This is a genomic window from Streptomyces caeruleatus, from assembly GCF_001514235.1.
Lineage (GTDB): Bacteria > Actinomycetota > Actinomycetes > Streptomycetales > Streptomycetaceae > Streptomyces > Streptomyces caeruleatus.
Genome location: NZ_KQ948939.1, coordinates 160,675 through 183,057 on the forward strand (window position 1 = coordinate 160,675; position 22,383 = coordinate 183,057).

23 protein-coding genes and 2 pseudogenes are annotated in these 22,383 nt (G+C 67.6%); 12 read left to right on the forward strand and 13 right to left on the reverse strand.

The window, feature by feature from the left end; translation table 11 throughout:
• Positions 1-120 precede the first annotated feature (120 nt).
• Complete coding sequence (locus AQJ67_RS36860) at positions 121-1,851, forward strand: recombinase family protein (protein ID WP_062723841.1); 1,731 nt, start codon at positions 121-123, stop codon at positions 1,849-1,851.
• A gap of 170 nt (positions 1,852-2,021) precedes the next feature.
• Here the strand turns inward: AQJ67_RS36860 and AQJ67_RS36865 are convergent, their stop codons facing one another.
• Entirely contained in the window at positions 2,022-2,474 is a 453-nt protein-coding gene (locus AQJ67_RS36865) for a replication initiator (RefSeq protein WP_159058902.1), read from the reverse strand.
• A gap of 122 nt (positions 2,475-2,596) precedes the next feature.
• Here AQJ67_RS36865 and AQJ67_RS46105 point away from each other — a divergent pair.
• From AQJ67_RS46105 to AQJ67_RS36870, 3 genes and pseudogenes are all read left to right on the forward strand, one after another.
• Positions 2,597-2,890, forward strand: a pseudogene (locus AQJ67_RS46105) (protein kinase); the annotation flags it as partial.
• A gap of 238 nt (positions 2,891-3,128) precedes the next feature.
• A complete protein-coding gene (locus AQJ67_RS47965) occupies positions 3,129-3,344 on the forward strand; it encodes a hypothetical protein (protein WP_159058903.1) in 216 nt (71 codons plus the stop codon).
• A 202-nt stretch (positions 3,345-3,546) separates the two neighbouring features.
• Positions 3,547-3,966 (forward strand): hypothetical protein, encoded by a 420-nt coding sequence (locus AQJ67_RS36870; protein ID WP_062723843.1) that lies wholly within the window; start codon positions 3,547-3,549, stop codon positions 3,964-3,966.
• A 245-nt stretch (positions 3,967-4,211) separates the two neighbouring features.
• Here the strand turns inward: AQJ67_RS36870 and AQJ67_RS36875 are convergent, their stop codons facing one another.
• The gene (locus AQJ67_RS36875; RefSeq protein WP_062723844.1) at positions 4,212-4,433 is read right to left on the reverse strand and encodes a hypothetical protein; all 222 of its coding nucleotides are present in this window, start codon (positions 4,431-4,433) and stop codon (positions 4,212-4,214) included.
• A gap of 157 nt (positions 4,434-4,590) precedes the next feature.
• On the reverse strand, positions 4,591-5,022 hold the full coding sequence (locus AQJ67_RS36880; protein ID WP_062723888.1) for an NUDIX hydrolase: 432 nt from the start codon (positions 5,020-5,022) through the stop codon (positions 4,591-4,593).
• A gap of 71 nt (positions 5,023-5,093) precedes the next feature.
• On the opposite strand from AQJ67_RS36880, the pseudogene AQJ67_RS36885 reads away from it, so the two are divergent.
• From AQJ67_RS36885 to pstB, 5 genes and pseudogenes are all read left to right on the forward strand, one after another.
• Positions 5,094-5,411: pseudogene (locus tag AQJ67_RS36885) on the forward strand (NUDIX hydrolase); the annotation flags it as partial.
• Positions 5,412-5,670: 259 nt separating this feature from the next.
• Positions 5,671-6,795, forward strand: a complete 1,125-nt coding sequence (gene pstS, locus AQJ67_RS36890; protein WP_062723845.1) for a phosphate ABC transporter substrate-binding protein PstS — start codon at positions 5,671-5,673, stop codon at positions 6,793-6,795.
• Between the two features lie 145 nt (positions 6,796-6,940).
• On the forward strand, positions 6,941-7,948 hold the full coding sequence (pstC, locus tag AQJ67_RS36895) for a phosphate ABC transporter permease subunit PstC (protein WP_062723846.1): 1,008 nt from the start codon (positions 6,941-6,943) through the stop codon (positions 7,946-7,948).
• Entirely contained in the window at positions 7,945-9,000 is a 1,056-nt protein-coding gene (gene pstA, locus AQJ67_RS36900) for a phosphate ABC transporter permease PstA (protein WP_062723847.1), read from the forward strand. The genes pstC and pstA overlap by 4 nt, the downstream gene beginning before the upstream one ends.
• A gap of 44 nt (positions 9,001-9,044) precedes the next feature.
• Complete coding sequence (gene pstB / locus AQJ67_RS36905) at positions 9,045-9,821, forward strand: phosphate ABC transporter ATP-binding protein PstB (RefSeq protein WP_062723848.1); 777 nt, start codon at positions 9,045-9,047, stop codon at positions 9,819-9,821.
• Positions 9,822-10,405: 584 nt separating this feature from the next.
• Here pstB and AQJ67_RS36910 read toward each other — a convergent pair.
• Together AQJ67_RS36910 and AQJ67_RS36915 are read right to left on the reverse strand one after the other, a co-directional pair.
• Positions 10,406-11,404: an inorganic phosphate transporter gene (locus AQJ67_RS36910; protein ID WP_062723849.1), complete on the reverse strand. Its 999-nt coding sequence runs from the start codon at positions 11,402-11,404 to the stop codon at positions 10,406-10,408.
• A 9-nt stretch (positions 11,405-11,413) separates the two neighbouring features.
• Positions 11,414-12,034, reverse strand: coding sequence for a DUF47 domain-containing protein (locus AQJ67_RS36915; protein WP_048585568.1), 621 nt, complete (start codon positions 12,032-12,034; stop codon positions 11,414-11,416).
• 245 nt (positions 12,035-12,279) lie between these two features.
• On the opposite strand from AQJ67_RS36915, the gene AQJ67_RS36920 reads away from it, so the two are divergent.
• Positions 12,280-12,642, forward strand: coding sequence for a metal-sensitive transcriptional regulator (locus AQJ67_RS36920; protein WP_062723850.1), 363 nt, complete (start codon positions 12,280-12,282; stop codon positions 12,640-12,642).
• Positions 12,643-12,666: 24 nt separating this feature from the next.
• Here AQJ67_RS36920 and AQJ67_RS36925 read toward each other — a convergent pair whose 3' ends face one another.
• Positions 12,667-12,858: a hypothetical protein gene (locus AQJ67_RS36925; protein ID WP_062723889.1), complete on the reverse strand. Its 192-nt coding sequence runs from the start codon at positions 12,856-12,858 to the stop codon at positions 12,667-12,669.
• Between the two features lie 112 nt (positions 12,859-12,970).
• Entirely contained in the window at positions 12,971-13,813 is an 843-nt protein-coding gene (locus AQJ67_RS36930) for an SCO4651 family lipoprotein (protein WP_062723851.1), read from the reverse strand.
• Between the two features lie 651 nt (positions 13,814-14,464).
• Here AQJ67_RS36930 and AQJ67_RS36935 point away from each other — a divergent pair.
• Positions 14,465-16,051 carry an FAD-binding oxidoreductase gene (locus AQJ67_RS36935; protein WP_062723852.1) on the forward strand — a complete coding sequence of 529 codons (1,587 nt, stop codon included), beginning with the start codon at positions 14,465-14,467 and terminating at the stop codon, positions 16,049-16,051.
• A 23-nt stretch (positions 16,052-16,074) separates the two neighbouring features.
• Here AQJ67_RS36935 and AQJ67_RS36940 read toward each other — a convergent pair whose 3' ends face one another.
• The 6 genes from AQJ67_RS36940 to AQJ67_RS49815 all read right to left on the reverse strand — a co-directional run bounded on the left by AQJ67_RS36940 (position 16,075) and on the right by AQJ67_RS49815 (position 21,575).
• Positions 16,075-16,785: a phosphatase PAP2 family protein gene (locus tag AQJ67_RS36940; RefSeq protein WP_062723853.1), complete on the reverse strand. Its 711-nt coding sequence runs from the start codon at positions 16,783-16,785 to the stop codon at positions 16,075-16,077.
• Positions 16,786-16,986: 201 nt separating this feature from the next.
• Positions 16,987-17,994: a C40 family peptidase gene (locus AQJ67_RS36945; RefSeq protein ID WP_244190714.1), complete on the reverse strand. Its 1,008-nt coding sequence runs from the start codon at positions 17,992-17,994 to the stop codon at positions 16,987-16,989.
• 36 nt (positions 17,995-18,030) lie between these two features.
• Positions 18,031-19,797, reverse strand: a complete 1,767-nt coding sequence (locus tag AQJ67_RS36950; RefSeq protein WP_062723854.1) for a serine/threonine-protein kinase — start codon at positions 19,795-19,797, stop codon at positions 18,031-18,033.
• Positions 19,798-19,824: 27 nt separating this feature from the next.
• Positions 19,825-20,595, reverse strand: a complete 771-nt coding sequence (locus AQJ67_RS36955; protein ID WP_062723855.1) for a trypsin-like serine peptidase — start codon at positions 20,593-20,595, stop codon at positions 19,825-19,827.
• 66 nt (positions 20,596-20,661) lie between these two features.
• Complete coding sequence (locus AQJ67_RS47215; RefSeq protein ID WP_107123074.1) at positions 20,662-21,003, reverse strand: hypothetical protein; 342 nt, start codon at positions 21,001-21,003, stop codon at positions 20,662-20,664.
• Between the two features lie 65 nt (positions 21,004-21,068).
• On the reverse strand, positions 21,069-21,575 hold the full coding sequence (locus AQJ67_RS49815) for a hypothetical protein (protein WP_244190715.1): 507 nt from the start codon (positions 21,573-21,575) through the stop codon (positions 21,069-21,071).
• 350 nt (positions 21,576-21,925) lie between these two features.
• On the opposite strand from AQJ67_RS49815, the gene AQJ67_RS36965 reads away from it, so the two are divergent.
• Entirely contained in the window at positions 21,926-22,342 is a 417-nt protein-coding gene (locus AQJ67_RS36965) for a hypothetical protein (protein WP_244190716.1), read from the forward strand.
• Positions 22,343-22,383: the final 41 nt, after the last annotated feature.

Sequence of the window (22,383 nt, forward strand, 5' to 3'; positions counted from 1 at the left end):
CCGGCTGCGTCCTGTGGCGCCGTTCGCCGGTCGACGGTCAGCTGGAGATATGCCTCATCCACCGGCCGAAATGCGACGAATCGTAGCATCACTAATCACGGTGCACTACGATGCCGACGCATGATCGACACCCGGAACCCGGCACGGCCGTCGAAGACGTTCTCCCGCTCCTACCTCGCTCCTGAGCTGCAAGCGCACCTGGCCCAGGGGGGCACGGTTGAGGAGTGGCTGGGCGGGAGAACGCCCATCGCGTCCATGGCCCGCATCTCGGCCGACCGGTTGAAGGGTGACGCGATCGGCGTAAACCGCCAGCACAAGAACAACGCACGCAACGCAGCCCTGCACAACTGCGCCGTCGTCGTGTGCTACGAGGACAACAACATCACGGCAGCCAAGCGTGAGGTCATCCGTCCCGCGTTCCTTCAAATGATCAAAGACATTACCCACGGCCACGAGGAAGAGACAGGTATCCCGCTCAAGGGCTGTATCGCGGTGGAACGGGAGCGGGTATACCGACTCCCCCGTGACTTCGTCGCCCTCCAGGACGCGTTGGTCCTGAACGGGACAGGGACCTTCATCGAAGACAAGACTCCCCTGAATCTCGTGGACGATGACGGCACAATCATCGCCGGCCTGGTGACCTCCGGAACGGGTGAGGCAGAGGTTCGCAAGGTTCGGAACAGGACGAAGCGCAACGCCAAGGACCGGGCCGAGGAAGGGGGCGTTCCTGGCGGCCCCCGCCGATTCGGCTGGCTCGGCGCAGACAGTCGAGAAGGACGCCTGAACAACGAGAAGAGGAACCCCGCCGAGTGGCCCCACCTGATCACGATGATCAAGAAGCGGCGGGACGGCCGTTCTTGGCGGCACATCACGGGCTGGATCAACCGGGAGAAGGACGAGAACGGAAACCCCATCCTCACTGCCCGGGGCGGTAAATGGTCCGAACAAGGCGTAAAGGGCGCGGTCACTAATCCTGCCTGGTGGGGTGGCCGGATCCTTGACGGGGAACTAGTCAAGGATCCCAACACAGGAGAGCCCAGGCTAGGCAAGTGGGAGTACGCCGACCCCGAGGTTGACGAGGTCGACTACGAAACCTGGAAACAGATCATGGCCGATGTGCGCGCGAACCGCCTGCACCGAGGAATGACCAATCCGCGTACTGCCGAAGCAACAGAGGGCGAGACTACCCGGGTTGGAAAGTACCTCTTCTCAGGGATACTCCGATGCGGCCGGATCAATGATCTCGACGAAGTGTGCTACTCAAAGCTCAACGGAAATAAGGCCACCGGGAAGAACGCCAAGTATGGCGACTATTACCGGTGCGGCGATGCCAACTGCAAGGGTGTGGGACGTCGCGTGGCACCGGTCGACAGTTTCCTTGAAGAGCTGGTTCTGGCCTATCTGGACAAGCATTTTTCAGGCACGAAGCCCGAAGTCAGGCCGTGGAGGGGAAAAGGCAAACTGTCCGGGCTCATCGTCCAGCGCAGGAAAATCAAGGACTCTGTGGCAAACGGAGAGGCCGACTGGGACGACGTACACGACATGATCACGCGCCTGAACAGGAACATCAAGACGCTTGAAGCAGAGGAACAAGAACACCTCCGGGCAGAGTCCAAGAGGAACCTTATTCGGGGCTGGAACCGAGACAAGTGGGACCTAATGGAGCTGGACGAGAAGAAGGAAGTCATCTCTCAGGTTCTGACCTCCGTCGCGGTTCTCCCAGTTCCGAAGGAGCGAGGCGACAAGGCCCCGTTTGACCCCAACCTCTTGCAGGTCTCCTGGAGGAAAGACAAGCCAGCTAATCCTCAGAGCGAAGACCAAGAATCGCTGCCAAAATCCGGCGCTGCATAGGACTCGGTTCAGGAGCATTGGCTAGCTGAGCCTGCACCCATTCATCTATCGATACAAGAGATTTACCACTCCAGGCTCCCGGCTTCCCACCGGGGGTTTCCTGTATTCGTATCGACACTTCGTCCGATTCGCCGACCAGAACACCGGAATGGGAGTATTCCGCGTTTTGCTCAGGCGGCATACTTCCAGCCTTCGGCGATCATGTCTCTTCTGATTTCGCGCAGGGCGGCTAGGTCTTCGGCTATGCCGACTGCCATGTCTGCTTCGGCCGGGGAGTGCCCGGAGCCGACGTAGCGCCAGGCGGTTTCGGTGACGGTGTCTCTGTCCTCCACGGCGAGGACGCCACCGCCCTGGTAGTCCGCGCGGACCGCGCGCAGGGCGCCGTAAGTGGTCGAGTACTGGCGGGATTTGGTGAGGACCTGGCCCCGGTATCCGAGCGTGTGTGCCCAGGCCCGGAGCCTGAGTTCCTCCAGCTCGACCAGGCCGCCCAGGCGCCAGCAGGCAGCCATGAGGGCGCGCAGGTGGGCGTTGACGGGCGCGAGGCGGATGCTGTCGAAGTCGTTGATGCGGTAGTCGATGCCGCCAGTCCGCTCGCCGGTTGCCGGGGAGTAAGGGGTGTGCACCTCGAGGAGGTCAGCAGCCGACCGCACGGTGCCTTCGAGGAGTTCGGTCGTGGCCCACAGCGGCGGGGCAAGGAAGGGCCGTCAGGCCCGTCGAGCCGGATCACCGCATGGAAGTGCACGGCGCCCCAGAGATCTCCCAAAGCGTGCTCGACACCGGGGAGGCAGTACCGACCGCGAAGGCCGACAGCTACGCACTCGGAGCAAGTCTGTTCATCAGTGCCACGGGCTGGCGAGCCGTTGCCTACCCCGACGACGCGTCCCGCGAAGAACAGCGGCAAGCGGTAGTTGAGGGTCCACACCGCCCAGTGAACGTTCCGGGTGTCCTCGGCAAGCTCATCGAGCACATGCTCAGTCCCGCCCCGGACGACCGTCCGACGCTTGCCGAGGTCTGTGACGCATTCAGAGCCGAGCTGTAGCTCACACGTATGTTGCCAATGCGGGCGCCGCTCAGAGGCTGCCGTACCGGTCCGCGACATCGAACGGCCGAGCGGGCCCGGCTTTCAGTGACAGCTTCCCCAAACCTCACAGCCCATACGTGCAGAGATGTCTGCACGTGCGTTCATCGGGTGATGAAAAGAAGCCTCTTGCTGCGATCATGGCAGGACCAGGGTCGACCCCGTCGAGTCCGATCACCGAGTTCTGAAGATCCGCAGAGTGTCATCAAAGAACAGCCAACTCACTGCCGCGTCCCTCGTGCTGACGGCCGCCTTCGGCCACCTCGGCGACGTCATCGGACGCGGACGATCCGACGGCTGTGGTGCCTTGGCGGAGCGGGTTGTCGCGCCGCAGATCGCGGTGGAGTCTCCCGGCTCGGGCCCGCTCCTGCGCACCGCGGAAGTCAAGGTCGAGCGGCAGGCCACGGACGGCTGAAGAGAACTAGTGCTTTCTCGGGAGCCGGACCGGGCCGGTTGCACACCCGCCTGCCCGCCAATGCCGTCTTCAAGGACCGCCGAGTTCGAGGAGTGGTTCGCGCCGTGCCCGCGCACCGCCGTGACGTCCTACAGCGTCACGCCCTGGTCCCTGTAGGCATCGAAGAGTATTCATCCGTATAAGAGAGAGTGGTGAGGGCCCAGTGCTCAGCCTGAAGAGCAAGACGGCAATGTTGTTGATCGGATCGGCACTGATCGGCGGGCTGACTCCGGGAGTCGCTTCGGCTGCCTCGTATCCGTCGGTGATGCTGCAGGTCTGCAACAACTATCAAGATTCCGCCGAAGCGTTCGTCAGGATCACGGGCATCAACCAGAACGGCGTCCGAGTAGAAGCGCCCGGCCTGTACATTCCCCGCAACCAGTGCAGGACCTGGCAGAACGTCACGTTCGATTACAAGACCTCTGACTACTGGTGGAAGACAGATCAGATCATCACGGTCTTCAACAATCGCGTCATCAAGGACAGCGGTACCAGTGGTCACACTGACCCCCGGAACAGTACCTTCCGCATTCCGCGGTCTGCCCCGAACGGTGGTGTCCAGCGGGCCACCCTGAACCCGTAGGGCGCGTGTGTCCTCACGGCCTCGGGGAGGGGACAGTGATCGCCCCGGTCGGGCCGTGACATGAGATGGACCGCACAGGTCAGGTGAGTTGTGAAGCTGACCTGTGCCCGTGCGGTCTGCCCTGTCCGGCGTCTGCCGCGCACATCAGTCGAGCTGGTGGGGTTGGTTGACCGGGCCGTCGTACGTTCCTCAGAGCACCCATGGCACTTGAGGCAGCACCACCTCTGACCTGCGTCATACCCCTGTCATACGGAGTCCTTAGTCCTGTAGTACACCCTCACATCCGGTATGGCGCCGAGCTTCTCGTGTCCGTTCACCCAGGCCAGTTCGAGGATGTTGGCCGCGAGGTTCAGCGCCCACTTGGTGGCGTCACTGTCGTTCATGTCGGTATGACCGATGACGCGGAGCGCACGGGAGAGCTTCTCGTCCCGGCGAACCGAGAGCCTCTTGGGAGACTTGTCTGTCATGCCGCCCGCCCCACCGAGGGACCCGTGTTGAGCAGGGCGCTCAACACGCCCCGCTGTTCCTCGCTCGGCTCGGGCGCCCTCTCCAGTTCAGCGGCCACCCAGTCAGCGACGCTCACGGTCGACGTTCCCTCCCAGCGTCGCTCTAGCTGTTCCGACATCACAGCCCCCTCACGTCTTCGTCGCCATCAATGGCGATGAGCGCGGCAGGGATCAGATCTCGGTCCCTCTCATGCGTGAGTCGTTCACGGGCGGCGTCGGGCGTGAGCCAGACAAGATCGCTGACTTCCTCGTTCGGCTCGAAGGCACCGTCCCTTGCCTCCGCCACCCAGTAGGAGACCTCTTTGAGGCGCCCCTGATGGTCGGTGTACCGGGATGACGGGAGCCTCGCCCCCAGACGGCACGTGTAGCCGGTCTCTTCCAGCACCTCACGACGTGCCCCCGCTTCGGCCGACTCCCCGCGCTTGAGCTTGCCTTTGGGCCAGGACCAGTCAGCCCACTTCGGCCTGTAGACCAACGCCAGTTCCAGCCCAGCCGACGAGCGACGCCACAACAGGCAGCCCGCAGCACGAACGTCATACGCTCGACTCATGTGGTCCATGGTGCCGTCAAGGTCCCGAAGGCGCCCTGACCTGCGGAATTTTTCACCGTTGTTAAAGTTCATACGCCGACTGGTCCCATCCGAAGGGCAAGCTGAAACGCGACGAGGACCACCTCGCCGGGGCGCTGCGCGAGGTCGAGGAGGAGACGGGGCACTCCGCCCGGCCCGGCGCCGAGCTGCCGACCCTGCGGTATCTGGCCAACGGCCGCCCCAAGGAGGTCCGCTACTGGGCGGCCGAGGCGGGCCCCGGCACGTTCACCCCGGGCACCGAGGTGGACCGCCTGCTGTGGCTCTCCCCCACGGCCGCGCGCAGCCGACTGACCCAGCCGAGAGACCGCTCACTCGTGGACGCCCTGCTGGCGTCGCTGCGGCCGGCCTAGGACGGGGCCTGGCCCCCACTCAATCCGCACAAAGTCTCGGGACGCTCCCGTGTCCTCGACGTAAGCGTTCCGTGACCTCACCGCACCGTCCCCAGGGGTTCACCCCTCGTTCATTTATGCCCTTCGGCGGCTTCACCTGTTCTGCCTAATTTCGGCCTTGCACGATGACGGACCGCGCCCCGGGGGGACGGTCCCGCATCGCCCATTCTTCGCACGCCGCCGAATTCAGGACGGCGGCTCCTGGAAGGAACTCCCTCAAGTGAAGCTTCAGCGCAAGAACCGGCGGGCTATCGCTCTCGGCGCTCTCGCCGTCTCCGGCGCCCTGGCCCTCACGGCGTGCGGCTCCGACGACACCGGCACGGCCAGCAACGGGGGCGCCTCCAGCGCCGCTGCCGGCAACATCAAGTGTGACGACGCCTCGGGCCAGCTGCTCGCCGACGGCTCCTCCGCGCAGAAGAACGCGATCGACGCCTGGGTCGCGCAGTTCACCGCGGCGTGCAAGGACGTGCAGATCAACTACAAGGGCGGCGGCTCCGGCGCCGGCGTGACCGCGTTCACCCAGGGCCAGGTCGCCTTCGCCGGTTCCGACTCGGCGCTGAAGCCCGACGAGGTCACCGCCTCCAAGAAGATCTGCTCCGGCGGCCAGGGCGTCAACCTCCCGATGGTCGGCGGCCCGATCGCCGTCGGCTACAACGTCTCCGGCGTCGACAACCTGGTCCTGGACGCCTCGACGATCGCCAAGATCTTCGACAGCAAGATCACCAACTGGAACGACCCGGCGATCAAGAAGCTGAACCCCGACGCGAAGCTCCCCGACCTCAAGATCCAGGCGTTCCACCGCTCGGACGAGTCCGGCACCACGGACAACTTCACCAAGTACCTGATCGCCACCGCCAAGAAGGACTTCCCCTACGAGGGCGGCAAGGCCTGGCAGGCCAAGGGCGGCCAGTCCGCTCCGCAGTCCTCCGGCGTGGCCCAGCAGGTGAAGCAGACCAACGGCGCCATCGGCTACTTCGAGCTGTCCTACGTCAAGGACAACATCAAGGCGGCCAAGCTCGACACCGGCGCCTCCGCCCCGGTCGAGGCCAACATCGCCAACGCCACCAAGGCCATCGCGGCCGCCAAGCGCGTCGGCACGGGCAGCGACTACGCCCTCCAGCTGGACTACAACACCAAGGTCGAGGGTGCGTACCCGATGGTCCTGGTGACGTACGAGATCGTCTGCGACAAGGGCAACAAGTCGGCCACCCTGCCCGGCACGAAGGCCTTCCTGACCTACATCGCCTCCGAGGACGGCCAGAAGATCCTCACGGAGAACGACTACGCCCCCATGCCCGAAGAGATCATCACCGAGGTTCGCAAGACCATCTCGAACCTGAGCTGACCTGAGTGCGGTCCGGTCCAGGGCCTCAAGAAGCCCGGACCGGACCGCACCGTCCGGTGCACCGCCGCCCGGAGCCGTCGCCGATCGCGCATGGCTCCACCGAGCCGCCGCAGACCGCGTACGGCTCCGCAGACCGGAGAACCCGATGGACATATCGACGCAGAGCACTCAATCGCCCCTCCCCACCCCACAGCCGCCGCCGACCGAGCAGCGGCGCGCGGCCCGCGGCGCCACCCGACCCGGTGACCGGATCTTCCTCGGTCTCTCCCGCGGGTCGGGCATCCTGCTGCTGGTGATCATGGCCGCCATCGCGGTCTTCCTCACCTACCGCGCCGTGCTCGCGATCAGCGAGGACGAGGGCAACTTCCTCACCACCTTCGAGTGGAACACCAACACGGTCCCGCCGGTCTTCGGTATCGCCGTCCTGGCCTTCGGCACGATCGTCTCCTCGATCATCGCCATGGTCATCGCGGTCCCGATCGCGGTGGCCATCGCGCTGTTCCTCACGCACTACGCCCCGCGCAGACTCCGGGGCCCCATCGCGTACGTGATCGACCTGCTCGCCGCCGTGCCGTCCATCGTCTACGGCCTGTGGGGCGCCATGGTCCTCGTACCGCACCTGACCGGCCTCTTCGGCTGGCTGGACGCGTACCTCGGCTGGACCGGCATCTTCTCCTGGGAGGGCGGCGCCCCCCGCTCGATGTTCACGGTCGGCATCCTGCTCGCGATCATGATCCTGCCGATCATCACCAACGTCAGCCGCGAGGTCTTCCGGCAGGTCCCGCAGATGCACGAGGAGGCGGCCCTGGCGCTCGGCGCCACCCGCTGGGAAGTGATCCGCATGGCGGTCATCCCGTTCGGCCGCTCCGGCGTGATCTCCGCCTCGATGCTCGGCCTCGGCCGCGCCCTCGGCGAGACGATGGCCGTGGCCACCGTGCTCTCCCCCGACTTCATCATCCACGGCAGCCTGCTCAACCCGGGCGGTGGAACCTTCGCCCAGAACATCGCCAGCAAGTTCAGCGAGGCCACCGAGTTCGGCCGGGACGCGCTGATCGCCTCCGGTCTGGTCCTGTTCGTCATCACCCTGCTGGTCAACGGCGCGGCCCGCGCGATCATCGCCCGCCGCAAGGAGTACTCGGGGGCCAACGCATGAGCAACGCCACCATCGCCGACAAGCGCCCCAGCACCCTGCGCGGCGCCCGCCTGCCCAAGTGGTCCCCCTACGCCATCGCGGCCGGCTCGGTGGCCGTCGCGATCGGCATCGGCCTGGCCGCCGGCCTCGACAGCCGCGTCCAGTGGGGCCTGATCGCGGGTCTTCTCTACGTCTTCGGTTCGTACGCCATCGCCGCCCGTGTCGAGGGCCGGCGCCAGGCCAAGGACCGCGTCGCGACCTCCCTCGTCTGGGTCGCCTTCCTGCTGGCCGTCGTCCCGCTGGTCTCCCTGGTCTGGACGACCATCGCCCGCGGTGTGAAGGTCCTGGACGTCTACTTCCTGACCCACTCCATGGGCGTGGTCGCCGACTCCCAGCCGGGCGGCGGCATCTACCACGCCATCCTCGGCAGCCTGGAGCAGGTCGGCCTCGCGACGCTGATCGCCGCGCCGATCGGCGTGCTCACCGCGATCTACCTGGTGGAGTACGGGCGGGGCGGCCTCGCCCGGTCCGTCACCTTCTTCGTCGACGTCATGACCGGTATCCCGTCGATCGTCGCCGGCCTGTTCATCCTCAGCCTCATGCTGATGTTCGACATGCAGCCCTTCGGCTTCGCCGGCTCGCTGGCCCTGGCGATCCTGATGGTGCCGGTCGTCGTCCGCTCCACGGAGGAGATGCTCAAGCTCGTCCCGAACGAGCTGCGCGAGGCCTCCCTGGCGCTCGGCGTGCCCAAGTGGCGCACGATCCTGAAGGTGGTCCTGCCGACCTCCATCGGCGGCATCACCACCGGCATCATGCTGGCCATCGCCCGTATCGCCGGTGAGACCGCGCCCGTGCTGCTGCTGGTGTTCGGCAGCAAGTTCATCAACGCCAACCCCTTCGAGGGCGCGCAGGCGTCACTGCCGCTGTACATCTACCAGCAGTACGGTTCCGGTGAGACCCCGGCGTACGACCGCGCCTGGGCGGCATCTCTCACGCTGATCGCCTTCGTGATGATCCTCAACATGGTGGCCCGCGGGATCGCCCGCTGGAAGGCCCCGAAGACCGGTCGCTGACGCGGCCATACAGCGACCGACTGATCTGGAAGTGAAGTAGAGACATGGCCAAGCGAATCGACGTGAGCGGGCTCACCGCCTACTACGGCTCCCACAAGGCGATCGAGGACATCTCGATGACGGTCGAGCCGCGCTCGGTGACGGCCTTCATCGGCCCCTCCGGCTGCGGCAAGTCGACGTTCCTGCGCACGCTGAACCGTATGCACGAGGTGACGTCGGGCGGTCGGGTGGAGGGCAAGGTCCTCCTGGACGACGAGGACCTGTACGGCCCCGGCATCGACCCGGTGTCGGTCCGCCGCGAGGTCGGCATGGTGTTCCAGCGCCCGAACCCCTTCCCCACGATGTCGATCTTCGACAACGTGGCGGCGGGTCTGCGCCTGAACGGCAGCTACAAGAAGAGCGAGCTGCAGGACGTCGTCGAGAAGTCCCTGAAGGGCGCGAACCTCTGGAACGAGGTGAAGGACCGCCTGAACAAGCCCGGCTCGGGCCTCTCGGGCGGCCAGCAGCAGCGTCTGTGCATCGCGCGCGCCATCGCGGTGGAGCCGAAGGTCCTCCTGATGGACGAGCCCTGCTCCGCCCTGGACCCCATCTCCACCCTCGCCATCGAGGACCTCATCGGCGAGCTGAAGGAACGCTTCACGATCGTCATCGTGACGCACAACATGCAGCAGGCGGCGCGCGTCTCCGACCGCACGGCCTTCTTCAACCTCGCCGCCGTCGGCCAGCCCGGCAAGCTGATCGAGATCGACGACACGGAGCGCATCTTCTCCAACCCGTCGGTCCAGGCCACCGAGGACTACATCTCCGGCCGCTTCGGCTGACAGACCCCTCGCGGTGCTGCATGGCGGTGCCACCGCGAGGCAGATAAAGGGCCCGCCCCCCGGCTCCCGGGGGGCGGGCCCGCCTGCGCTGCGATGCCTGCGGCGGCCGGGCCTGTCGGGTGGGGGTGCGCGTAGCGCGGTTCGGTGAGGTAGGCGGGTCGGGGCCGCGCCGGGGGATGCCCGTCCTCGGTCCGGTGCCCGAACTTGCACGAGAGACCCTGCCCCTCGACACCGGACTCTGCGGGCGGACACCCCCCGACACGTCCCCTTCGCGCCGCCGGCGACCGCGGGTTCGTGGGGGGTACACCGTCCAGCGGCCGCTGTGGCGTACGGCCACTGTCGGCGCCGAGGGCGAGTCCGGACCGGATCTTTCAACCCATCCAGCGTCCGAGGCCAAGACCGTCCCCAGCCCCCACCCACCCGCAGGGGGCTACACGGCCCCAGGCCCCCCTTCAGCCCGTCCGGCGTTTGAGGACGAGGCCCGCAGGGCCGATGGGGGTCCAGGGGGCGCAGCCCCCTGGCGGGGTCGAAGGGGCGGAGCCCCTGGGGATGGGACGGGTAGGGGCGGCGGGGGCGAAGGACGGCTACAGGAACGCCAGGTTGACGACCCCGAACGCGGCAGCCGCGACCAACGCAGCCGCAGGCATCGTGATGAACCACCCAAGGACGATGTTCTTGGCCACACCCCACCGCACGGCATTCACCCGCTTGGTAGCCCCCACACCCATGATCGCGGAAGTGATCACATGCGTCGTGGAAATCGGCGCCTTGAACAGAAACGCCGTAGTGAACATGATCGACGCCCCCGTGGTCTCCGCGGCAAACCCCTGCGGCGGATCAAGCTCAATGATCTTCCGCCCCAACGTCCGCATGATCCGCCACCCACCGGCATACGTCCCCAGCGACAACATCACCGCACAGACGATCTTCACCCACACCGGAATCGGATCGCCGTAGTCCTCGACATCGGCGATGACCAGCGCCATCACCACGATGCCCATCGTCTTCTGCGCGTCCTGAAGACCATGCCCGAGCGCCATCCCGGCAGCCGACACGGTCTGCGCGATCCGGAACCCCCGCTTGGCCTTGTGCGGATTGGCCCGCCGGAAGATCCACATGATCGCCGTCATCACCAGATACCCCGCGCACAGCCCGACGACCGGCGACACGAACATCGGGATGACGACCTTCTCCAGCACCCCGCTCCAGTACACCGTGGTCCCCCCGGCCAGCGCCGCCCCCACCATCCCGCCGAACAACGCGTGCGAGGAGGAGGACGGCAGCCCGAAGTACCAGGTGACGAGGTTCCAGGTGATCGCGCCCACCAGGGCCGCGAACAGGATCCCCATCCCCTTCGAGCCCTCGGGCGTCTGGATCAGCCCCTCGCTGACGGTCTTGGCGACACCGGACCCCAGAAAGGCACCGCCGAGATTCATCACCGCGGCCATCGCCAGCGCGGCCCGCGGCGTCAGCGCCCGCGTCGAGACGGACGTGGCGATGGCGTTCGCCGAGTCGTGGAAGCCGTTGGTGTACGTGAAGAAGAGCGCGACCCCGATGGTCGCGACCAGCGCGAAGGTGTCCATGTGACGGTCTCAGGACTCCTTGACGGCGATGGTCTCCACCGTGTTCGCCACATGCTCGAATGCGTCCGCCGCTTCCTCCAGCACATCCACGATCTGCTTGAGCTTGAGGACCTCGATCGCGTCGTACTTGCCGTTGAAGAGGTGCGCGAGAAGCTTGCGGTGTATCTGGTCGGCCTGGTTCTCGAGGCGGTTGACCTCGATCCAGTACTCGGTGAGGTTGTCCATCGTGCGCAGGTTCGGCATGGCCTCGGCCGTGAGCTCCGCGGCCCGCGCCAGCACCTCGATCTGCTGCTCGACGCCCTTGGGCAGTTCCTCGACGTTGTAGAGGACGACCAGGTCGACGGCCTCCTCCATGAAGTCCATGATGTCGTCGAGGCAGGACGCGAGGTTGTAGATGTCCTCGCGGTCGAACGGCGTGATGAACGAGGAGTTCAGCTGGTGGAAGATCGCGTGTGTGGCGTCGTCACCTGCGTGTTCAGCGGCCCGCATACGCTCTGCGATCTCGGCCCGGCCGGCGGTGTCCGCCCCGAGCAGTTCCATCAGGAGCTTCGAGCCCGTGACGATGTTGTCCGCGGATGCGGCGAACATGTCGTAGAAGCTCGTCTCCCGGGGGGTCAGACGAAATCGCACGTGAGGGTCCTCAGGAAGCGTCGGTTCGGTCAGGCTGATGCTAGGCGCATCATCCGGCCACGGCTAATGGGCCGTCCTCCAGTGTCGCCCATCAGGCACAGTGGTCGGCACGGGGGCTGCCCAGTGGTCCAGTCCAACGGTCGTTCGCGGCATCGGCCACAGGCCCTATACCCAGCAAAGTCCGGTACGATATACCCAGTAGGGGTATGTGAATGCATGTACGCGGTTTACGTCTGGAGGACGCGATGACGACCACCGAGGCCGGCGCGGCCGCGCCCTCCGAGGCGGAGGGCACCCCCGCCGTCGTGACCGACCACGACCGCGGCATCCACGGCTACCACAAGCAGAAGGACGAGCACCTCAAGCGCCTGCGCCGGATCGAGGGCCAGATCCGCGGCCTCCAGCGCATGGTCGACGAGGACGTCTACTGCATCGACATACTCACGCAGGTCTCCGCCTCCACCAAGGCCCTGCAGTCCTTCGCCCTGCAACTGCTGGAGGAGCACCTCCGGCACTGCGTCGCCGACGCGGCCCTCAAGGGCGGTGCGGAGATCGACGCCAAGGTGGAGGAGGCGACGAAGGCGATCGGCCGGCTGCTGCGCACCTGACGGTCAGTGCCCGAGTGGCCGAAATCATTCCCCCACTGCGTCCCGCTCCTCGGCGTCCCGCTCCTCGGCGACCCGCAGCACTTCGTCGATGCTTTCCAGACTGAGCCGCTCCTCGCGAGCGGTCGAGGCCGCGATGATGAGCTCTCCGCACAGCTCGATCTCGGCGAGGGCCACGTGGTCCTGAACTGCCGTACCGCCGACCGGAGCCACGTGCATCACCTCTTCTCTGCCGTTACCGACTTCCTAGAGTAGGGAGCGGCTACACACCGCGCATGGCACGGACGGGCTAGTTCTTGACGCCCGTCACGCCCGCATACCCCGACCCTCACTACTCGGCGATCTTCCCCGCGTAGATGTCGTCACCGTCCGGCAGCCGTACGTCGACGGGGGCCCCGAAGTCGTACAGCAGGGTCGTCGAGGCCACCGCGACGGCGTCCTTCTGCTGCCCGTTGACGAAGCTGAACCGATGCCGGACCTTCCGGATCCGCCCGTCGTCGTCGAGGTACACGTCGAACGGGACCTCGTCCGTGGCGAACCCTTTCGCCGCCGCCGCAAGCGCATCCGAATTCCCGTCGGAGGCCTCCCGCGCGGCAACCCCGAGGTCAGCGGTCCCCCGGTAGTGCCGCACCGCCGTACCGGCGACGTCCGTCTCCCCCACATACGTCGCCGTCCGCGCCCCGCGCAGCACCTCGGCCGCGGCGTACGGATCGGTGGCCCCGCCGGTGACCAGGTTCCCGTCCGACAGCGACCGCGTGTCGACCCGCACCCACTTGTCCGCGGGCACACCGGCACCGCGGTTCTTCATGAACAACGCCCCCGGCGCGAGCAACTCCATGATCGGCCGCTGCGCGGTGGCGCCCGCCGGATCCTGCGGCAGCAGCACCTTCAGCCGCCCCCGCTGCTTCCGGAAGTCGTAGACACCCTCACCGCGAATGGTGACGCGCGTGCCACCCGTCGCCATCTCCATCGAGGTCCGCGCCTTGGAACTCCGGGCCCCGACCAGCGCGTCGGCGGCCCGCCGCACCACCCGCACGGCGTCCCCGTCCCGCGAGTCCCCCACGGCGGCACCGCTCTGAGCCACACACCCACTGCCCGCCAGACAGACACACAGGACCCCCGCCGCAACGCCCGCTCCGCGCCTCTGCCTGTGCTGCTGCCGCCGCTTGGTCATCGCCTGCCTACCCCCAGCCGGTACGTCCGTCACGGGCCCCCTGTCGTTCCGGTTAACGACGAGTAAGTGACCCCGTCACGCACACCGGGGGCGTCGCGTTTACTTGCCCTGGGTAACGTTGTCGATGTGGCACAGCAGGACGGACCCAAACCGGACGACCCCGCGGAACACCGCACGACAACAGTGGAGAAAGGCCGCTTCTGCACAGCCCGCTGCACCTGCGGCTGGCACGGCCCGGCAAGACGCGCCCGCAGCCTGGCCCGGGCGGACGCGGAGGGCCACGCCGGGGACTGAGCCACCCTTCCAGCCCGTCCGGCGTTTGCATTTTCAGCCCGTCCGGCGTTTGAGGACGAGCCGCACTTCCAGCCCGTCCGGCGTCCGAGGACGAGCCGCACTTCCAGCCCGTCCGGCGTCCGAGGACGAGCCGCATTTTCAGCCCGTCCGGCGTTTGAGGACGAGGCCCGAAGGGCCGACAGGGGGGTCTGGGGGCGCAGCCCCCAGCGGGGTCGAAGGGGCGGAGCCCCTTCAAGGGATGGGACGGGTAGGGGCGGCGGGGGCGAGACCCTCCCGGCCCGCACCGGAGGACCACCGCACCGTGGAACCCCGCCCCTCCCCACCCCGTCTCGTTCCACGAACCCCCCAGGAGGCGACATGGAACGGCGTACCTTCATCGGCGGCACCGCAGCAGCCCTAACCGCCCTGACGGCAACCGCCTGCAACGGCACCAAAGACACCAACTCCGGCACGGGCACCGACACCGGCACCCGAACCCGCACCCGCACCCGCACCCGAACCACCGCCACCAGCAACACCGCCGCCTCCGCCCCAGCCAACTGGACCGCCCTCGCCAAGGACCTCGACGGCCGCCTCATCCGCCCGGGCGACACCGACTGGAAGTCCGCCCGCCTGCTCTACAACACCCGCTTCGACACCCTGAAGCCCACCGCGGTCGCCTACGTCGCCCACCCCGACGACATCCGCACGACCCTCGCCTACGCCCGCGCCCACAACCTCCACGTAGCCATCCGCAACGGCGGCCACTCCTACGCCGGCTGGTCCTCCGGCAACAACCGCCTGATCATCGACGTCTCCAAGCTCAACCGCATCCGAGCCACCGGCAACACCGCCGTGGTCGGCGCAGGCTCCAAGCTCATCGACGTCTACCGGGCCCTCGCCGCCAAGGGCGTCACCATCCCCGCCGGCTCCTGCCCCAGCGTCGGCGTCTCCGGCCTCACCCTCGGCGGCGGCCACGGCGTCACCTCCCGCGCCTACGGCCTGACCTGCGACAGCCTCACCCAGGCCACCCTGATCACCTCCGACGGCAAGCAGCTCACCGCCGACGCCACCACCAACAAGGACCTCTTCTGGGCCCTGCGCGGCGCCGGCAACGGCAACTTCGGCGTCGTCACCGAGCTCCACTTCAAGACCCACCCCGCCCCTCAGGCCGTAACGGCGTACATGAGCTGGCCCTGGTCGAAGGCGGCCAAGCTGATCAAAGCGTGGCAGGAGTGGGGCCCGACCCAGCCCGACGAGATCTGGTCGGCCCTGAGCATCTCGAACCACGCGGGCGGCAACCCGACCATCACGGTCGCGGCCTTCTCGCTGGGCACCTACAACGAGCTCAAGAACGCGGTGGACCGCCTGGCCGACCACCCCGGCGGCCCCGGCCCCGCGAGCAACGTCGCGATCAAGCGCCGCTCGTACGAGGAGTCGATGGAGCTGTACGCCGGCTGCTCGTCCTTCACCTCGGACGCCCAGTGTCACCTCCCCGGCTCCACCCCGGGCCGCTCCCCGCAGGGTGCGCTGAGCCGCGAGACGTACTCCGCGAAGTCGGACTTCTTCGACCGCAAGCTCTCACCGGCGGGCATCCAGACCCTGATGAGGCAGATGCAGTCGGTCCGCGGCGGCTCCGGCAGCGTCGCCCTCACGGCCCTCGGCGGAGCCGTCAACCGCGTCTCCCCCACCGCGACGGCCTTCGTGCACCGCCGCTCCCGCATGCTGGCCCAGTACATCGCCTCCTGGCGGGCCGGCACGTCCGGCTCCACGGCCCAGTCCTGGCTGACGTCGGCCCACGACGCGATGCGTCCGTACGCCTCGGGCGCCGCCTACCAGAACTACACCGACCCGACGCTGAAGGACTGGCGCAAGGCGTACTACGGGGACGCGGCGACGCGCCTGACGAAGCTGAAGAAGCAGTACGACCCGGAGGGTTTCTTCACATACCCGCAGGCGCTGTAGCCCCCACGGCTCTCTGCTCTCAGCTAGGCCGCGAGGTCTCTTTCCTCAGCCCCCGCGGCCTCTTTCCGGGCCCCAGGGATCACGGCCTTCTGGCCGCCCGCGCGGGAGCCGCCCCGCGCTTTGATCAGCCACCCGCCCCTGGGCGACCGCTCGATGGCGGACATCACGGGCGTCAGCAGGGCCATGGCCAGCGGCGACAGCAGCAGGGCGACAGCGGTGCCGAGCGCGAACCCGCCGACGACGTCGGTCGGATAGTGCACGCCCATGTAGACCCGGCAGAACCCGCCGAGCAGCGCGAGCCCGATCCCGACCAGCCCGAACTTACGGTTGGCGACGAACAGCCCGACGCCGAGGGCCATGACGATCGTCGCGTGGTCGCTCACGAAGGAGTAGTCGGTCTTGCCGCTCACCAGGACCTCCAGCCCCTGGTGAGCGAGGAACGGCCGGGGCCGCTCGACGAACCCGCGGATCGGCACGTTCACCAGGACCGCGATCCCGGCGGCCAGCGGCGCCCACACCAGCGCGGCGACGGACGACGCGGCGTCCTCGTCGCCACGACGACGCACGGACCACCAGCACCACACGACCAGCAGCACCAGGGCGAGCACGATCCCGTACTCACCGACGTACTCCATGACCCGGTCGAACCAGTGCGGGGCGTCCTTGGCCAGGCCATTGATGTCGAAGAGCAGGTCGACGTCGGGGTTCGACCCGGAATCTGCGAGTCCAGCCATAGTGCCGCGGCCCCTTCGTCGTCTCTTAGCTCGGCGCAACTTGCGTACGCCGTTCCGCCCACCCCCGTGGTTGTAGATCCGGCTACGACACCAGGAACGCACGGCCCCTGTTGATACGTTCCACACTCCACTGAATGATCACTCAGACGTTATCGAAGAGAGACCCATCACCGCAGCTCAGGGGGTGGGTTCACGCTCCGTCTACACGGTCGTGGGCAGCGCTTTCGCGCCATCCTCGGTCACCCGGGTGGCTCCGAAGTAGTCCGGGGTGTCGATCGGGTCGAACCGGATCACAGCACCCGTTCTCGGCGCGTCGATCATGTACCCGCCACCCACATAAATCCCGACATGCCGGATGGCCCGCGAGTTGGTGAGGTCGTCCGAGAAGAACACCAGATCCCCCGGCAACAACTCGTCCCTGTCCGGATGCGGCCCCGCGTTGTACTGATCGTTGGCCACCCGCGGCAACGAGATCCCCACCGTCTCGTACGCGGCCTGAGTCAACCCCGAACAGTCGAACCGCCCACCGTCCGCAGCACTGCCCTCCCCACCCCAGAGGTAGGGCGTACCCAGCTTCTTCTGGGCGTAGTAGATGGCGGCGGCGGCTTGTTTGGAGGGGTCGACGCGGCTGACCGGCGCGGCGAAGCTCTGCTCCAGAGTCGTGATCGTCTTCACGTAGTTCTGGGTTTCCTTGTACGGCGGCACACCCCCGTACTTGATGACCGCGTACGCCCCGGCGTTGTAGGACGCGAGCATGTTCTTCGTCGCGTCGCCGGGTACGTCCTTCACATAGGAGGCGAGTTTGCAGTCGTACGACGCGGCCGACGGAATCGCGTCCTTCGGGTCCCATACGTCGCGGTCGCCGTCCCCGTCACCGTCGAGCCCGTGCGTGGCCCACGTCCCCGGGATGAACTGCGCGATGCCCTGCGCCGCCGCCGGGCTCTGGGCCTTCGGGTTGAACCCGCTCTCCTGGTATAGCTGGGCGGCGAGCAGCGCGGGGTTGATGGCGGGACACAGGGTGCCCCACTTCTGCACGAGTGCCGAGTAGGCCGCCGGCACGGCCCCCTTGGCCAGCGACCTGGACGCTCCTCCCACACCGCCGGCGAGGTTTCCGGCGACCATGTAAACCCCGACGACGAGCAGCATCACGAAGCTGAGCCCCGCCGCGACAGCGGCACCCGCCACGATCCACGCCTTACGCACCGTCAACCGCCCCTCGCCTGACAGGAGTCCGCTCGCGCCAGTTTAGGAGCTTCCCACGTGGAAGCCATCGCAACCGATGCTCTCGTAATCCGTCGGACTGCCGTTGACGTGGTAGAAGACGACCGTCCAGTCACCCGGGTCGTTGGTGACGGGAATGGCCTCGTAGGTGTCGCCGTCCGCCGAGTGCCCCTGGAAGTCGTCGGGGTACACCAGGTCGACGAACCCGCCGTCCTTCCAGCGCTTGAAGATGTCCTGCGGCTTGCTGGTGTAGCCGACGCCCAGGTTCGGGGACTTGTTCGGCGTGCCCGTGTCCAGATCGATGTCGTGCGGCGACTTCACACCGACCGAGACGTAATAGGGATCGGGCTTCTCGGTCTGCGCGTCCGCGTACTTGAAGCGGAAGGAGATCTTCGCCCGCTGCCGGACGTTCCCGCCGTCGACGTCATCGGCGTCGACCGCGCTGTACTGAAGCTCCAACGGCGCGCTGACCGCACCGACCTGCCTGCACTCGCCGTGCCCCGCCGCCGCCTGGGACGGGTCCTCGGAGAGGGTCCAGTTGTCGACGGATCTCCTGTTGTTCACGATATGGTCCGGGACTTTCACCGACGCGGACGTGTCTTTCCCGGACGGTGACGACGAAGCCGACGACGACCCGCCGCCCTGTGCCCGCGACCCGCCGTCCTCCTCTCCCTGCCCGTCCAGCATCCGCAGGGTCACAGCGGACGCCGTCCCCACCACGACCGCGACGGCGAGGGCCACGATCCACGGCGTACGACGCGATCGGCCGCTCTCCGGCACGGCCGTCGGCGCCGAAGGGGCGAGCGTCGGTACGTACGCCGGGACGGCCGTCGGCACATAACCGGGCCCCGCGGTCGGCGGATACGCCGGCGGGGTCGGCGCCCCGTGCCCCGGCGGCACCAGCCCCGCCGCCACGGCCGCCCCGAGGTCCTGGGGCACGGCCTCGGCATCGCCGCTGAGCCGCCCGTAGAACGGGTCCTCGGCCAGCGCGGAGGACACCGCGCAGCGGGCGACGACCGCGTCGAGCCCAGGCCGCTGGACAGGGTCCTTTGCCACGCACTCCCTTATCAGCGCGGCCAGTTCGGGAACGACACCCTCGACGTCGATGTCCTCGTGCACCACGCGATACGACACCGCGTGCGTGGGCCCGGATCCGAACGGCGGCCGCCCGGTCGCGGCATACGCGAGGGTCGCGCCCAGCGCGAACACATCGGCCGCCGCGCCCACCTGATTGCTGATCAGCACCTCGGGTGCGGTGTACCCGGGCGTACCCGGAGCGAGTCCGGTCTGCGTCAGAGCGGTGTCGGCCGCACCGCGGGCGATCCCGAAGTCGATGAGCAGCGGCCCCTGCGGTGAAAGGATCACGTTCTGCGGTTTGAGGTCCCGGTGCGTCACTCCGTAGCCGTGCACACTCGCCAGCGCCTCCGCCAGAGCCGCGAACAGCCGCCGGGCGCTGTCGGGCGGAAACGCCCCCCGCTCCCCCACCGCCCGACTCAAAGTAGGCCCCGAAACATACTCGGTAGCCAGCCAATACGGCGCCGCTTCGAGCGACGCATCGATCAGGTTGGCCGTATACGCGCTACGCACCGCCCGCACCGTCTCGACCTCACGCCGAAACCGCGCCAACGCCTCCGGATGGTCCGTGATCTCGTCCCGGATCACCTTGATCGCGACCAGCCGCCCGCCCGGCGACCGGGCGAGATAGACCTGTCCCATACCGCCCGCCCCGAGCCGAGCGAGCAGCGTGTAGGCGCCTATGTGCGCCGGGTCCCGATCCTTCAGTGCATCCACGGAACTGACCTTGCCACAGAGATCAGTTCAGCGGGGGGCGCCCTGTGTCGCCTCCCGATACAACCCCGCCGCCTCCACCCCGAACACCACACTGAACGACACGTCCGCCGTGGCCCCACCCCCGTCATGCCCGCCGAGCACGCCCACGACCTCGCCGTCCCCGTTGACCCAGGGACTGCCGCTGGTCCCGCCGCTGAAGCCGGGGCACTCGACGCGCTGCTGGAGGCGGCTGCGCGGCGTCGGCTTGTCGGTGCAAATGATCGGCGTCGGACGGGCGTTGGGGTACCCGGTCAAGGTCACCGCCGTGGCGCCGGTGGCCATCCCCGCGACGAACCGATTGCCGCCGACGACGTCCTCGACCCGGCCCTCCGGCCCGCCCCGATTCCCACCCCGCTCCGCAGCCACCACCGCAAAGGCCACATCACTGTCCTCGTCCCGCCCGTGCACCCACCCCTCCGGCAGGAACCGCCGCCCGACCCTCCAGGCCCCGTACGGCGCCTTCCCGTCCCGGTACCCGGGCGCGAACTCGATGTCCGCGTCCCCGGTCCGGTCCAGACAGTGCGCCGCGGTAACGACGAGGTCGTGCCCCGGGCTGTGCACGACGGAGGCGGTGCAGAAGCGCCGGCCGCCCGCGAGCAGGGCCCCGACGCGGGCCGTGCGCACGGTGGCCGCGGCGACGGTCGTGACGCCGAAGGGCCCCGCCCCGTCGTCGGCCGCCGCGCCGGAGGCCGAGGTGACGGAAGCGACGGCGAACAGCACGGCGGCGGCATGGAGGGCGGAACGTGAGGTGCGTTTCATCGGACCCCACCGTTCCCCATGAAGGTGAGAAAAGAGTCAGACCGCCAGGGTGGGGAGAGGACAGAGTCAGGTCAGTCGTCGGCCCATCTTCGCCGATTGCCGGTTGTAACCCTTCGTGTCCCACCACTCTTCCAAATGGGCATGGACGAGATGCACGAGCTGCCGCATTCGGTCGGGAGGGGGCGCGGGCGAGGTGAGTACATCCGCCCAGGATTTGTCGTCCCAGGGCAGAGTGACCACCCAATGCTCATCCGGGTGGCCCTGACGGCCCACAGTCAGCCAGTACGTGAAAAGCGCACTGCGGTCCGCACGGTGCTCGACCGACATTTTGTTTACGTCGAAACGAATTCCGTCCGCAGTGACGTACGAGCGACTGAGGACCCGCTCAGCCGGTGTCTGTTCCTCCACGGGAACTCATCACCCTTCCACCTCGGCCCACGCCCCGATCCCGGCCGGGACCCCGCTCCCGCGACTTAGCAGCGAACAGCGCCCGCGGCGGCCCTCTGGTCCACCTTGTAGGCCGTCAGCAGGTCATTGGTCCCCGCCGGGGTACCAATGATGGTGCGGAACTTCTCCACCCGCGGGCACTGGTTGGCGTAGGTGGAGTAACCACCGCGGCCGTTGGGGTCCCCGGACCATATGGCGGCGTCGATCTTCCGGTCCATCGTGCTGTTCCAGCCGTGCCGCGCCTTGATGTGCTTCCAGCCCCACGTGCTGGTGCCACAGCGCAGGGTGAAGGCCTTGGGTCCACGGAAGTACTTCTTCAGAACGTAGTTCCGGCTGTGGCTCCTGCACTTGGCGTCAAAGCTGTCGGCCCTTACGGAGGCGGCCTTTGCGGAATCCGCGGTTTCCGCGGACGACGCCGGAGAAGCCGGAGGAGCCGGAGAAGCCGCGGAAGCGGAACCGGCGGCCGGCATCACCAGTGCCGAAATGGCGACAGCGCCACACAGCGCCGTCTTGACAGAAGTGTTGCGAAGCATGTGTTCCCCTCGTGTTCTCCCCGTGGTCAGCGGGGAGTTGGTGTGAAACGCCTCGTTGATGACGCCGTTTCACCGTTTCATCGTCGATCGCACGCCGTCAACCAAAAACAACTCAGGCTGTCCCGACGCGTTTTTCACCATAGGCCACCCCACTGACAATCACCCGCCCCCGCACCTCCACCGGAGAGCCGGCGAGCAGTCCCGGCGCCCAAGTCGCCGTCACGACGGCCCACCTGAGTACGCGTACTCAGGCACAGCCCAGTCCGCGACGGCAAACTGTGCCCCGACCACTCAGCTGAGTCAGCTGCCTCAACTGACCTGCAAGCACCGCGACTTCAGGGGGAACGAACATGAGACGAACCAGCCGCGCACTCGCCATGACGGCACTGGCGGCCTGCGGACTGACCGGCCTGGGGGCGGCGCCCGCCACCGCCTCGACCGACGTCCTGCTGCCCCATCCCGGCCCGGAGGGCCTCGTGTGGGTGGCGGAGCACACCGGAGACGGAGGCGTCGCGTCCGGCGGCGCATGGGACCGACTGCCGACCGTGCTCACAGTGGCGTGCGAGGGCGGCGGCGACGTACGGGTGACGATGTCGCAGGAGTCGCAGATCGCCGCGTTCTCGGTCGACTGTCCGGCCGACGAGGCCGGGGTGGGCTCCGTGACCATGGACCCCGGCGTGGTCCGCCCCGGGTCCTTCGTGATCGGCGTCGACGCTTCGGCGGACAACATCCGCTGGGCCCTCACGGTGACCCAGCCCGAGTCCTGACCCGGCCCGGGTCCTGACCTGCCCGAGCCCCGAGGCCAGCC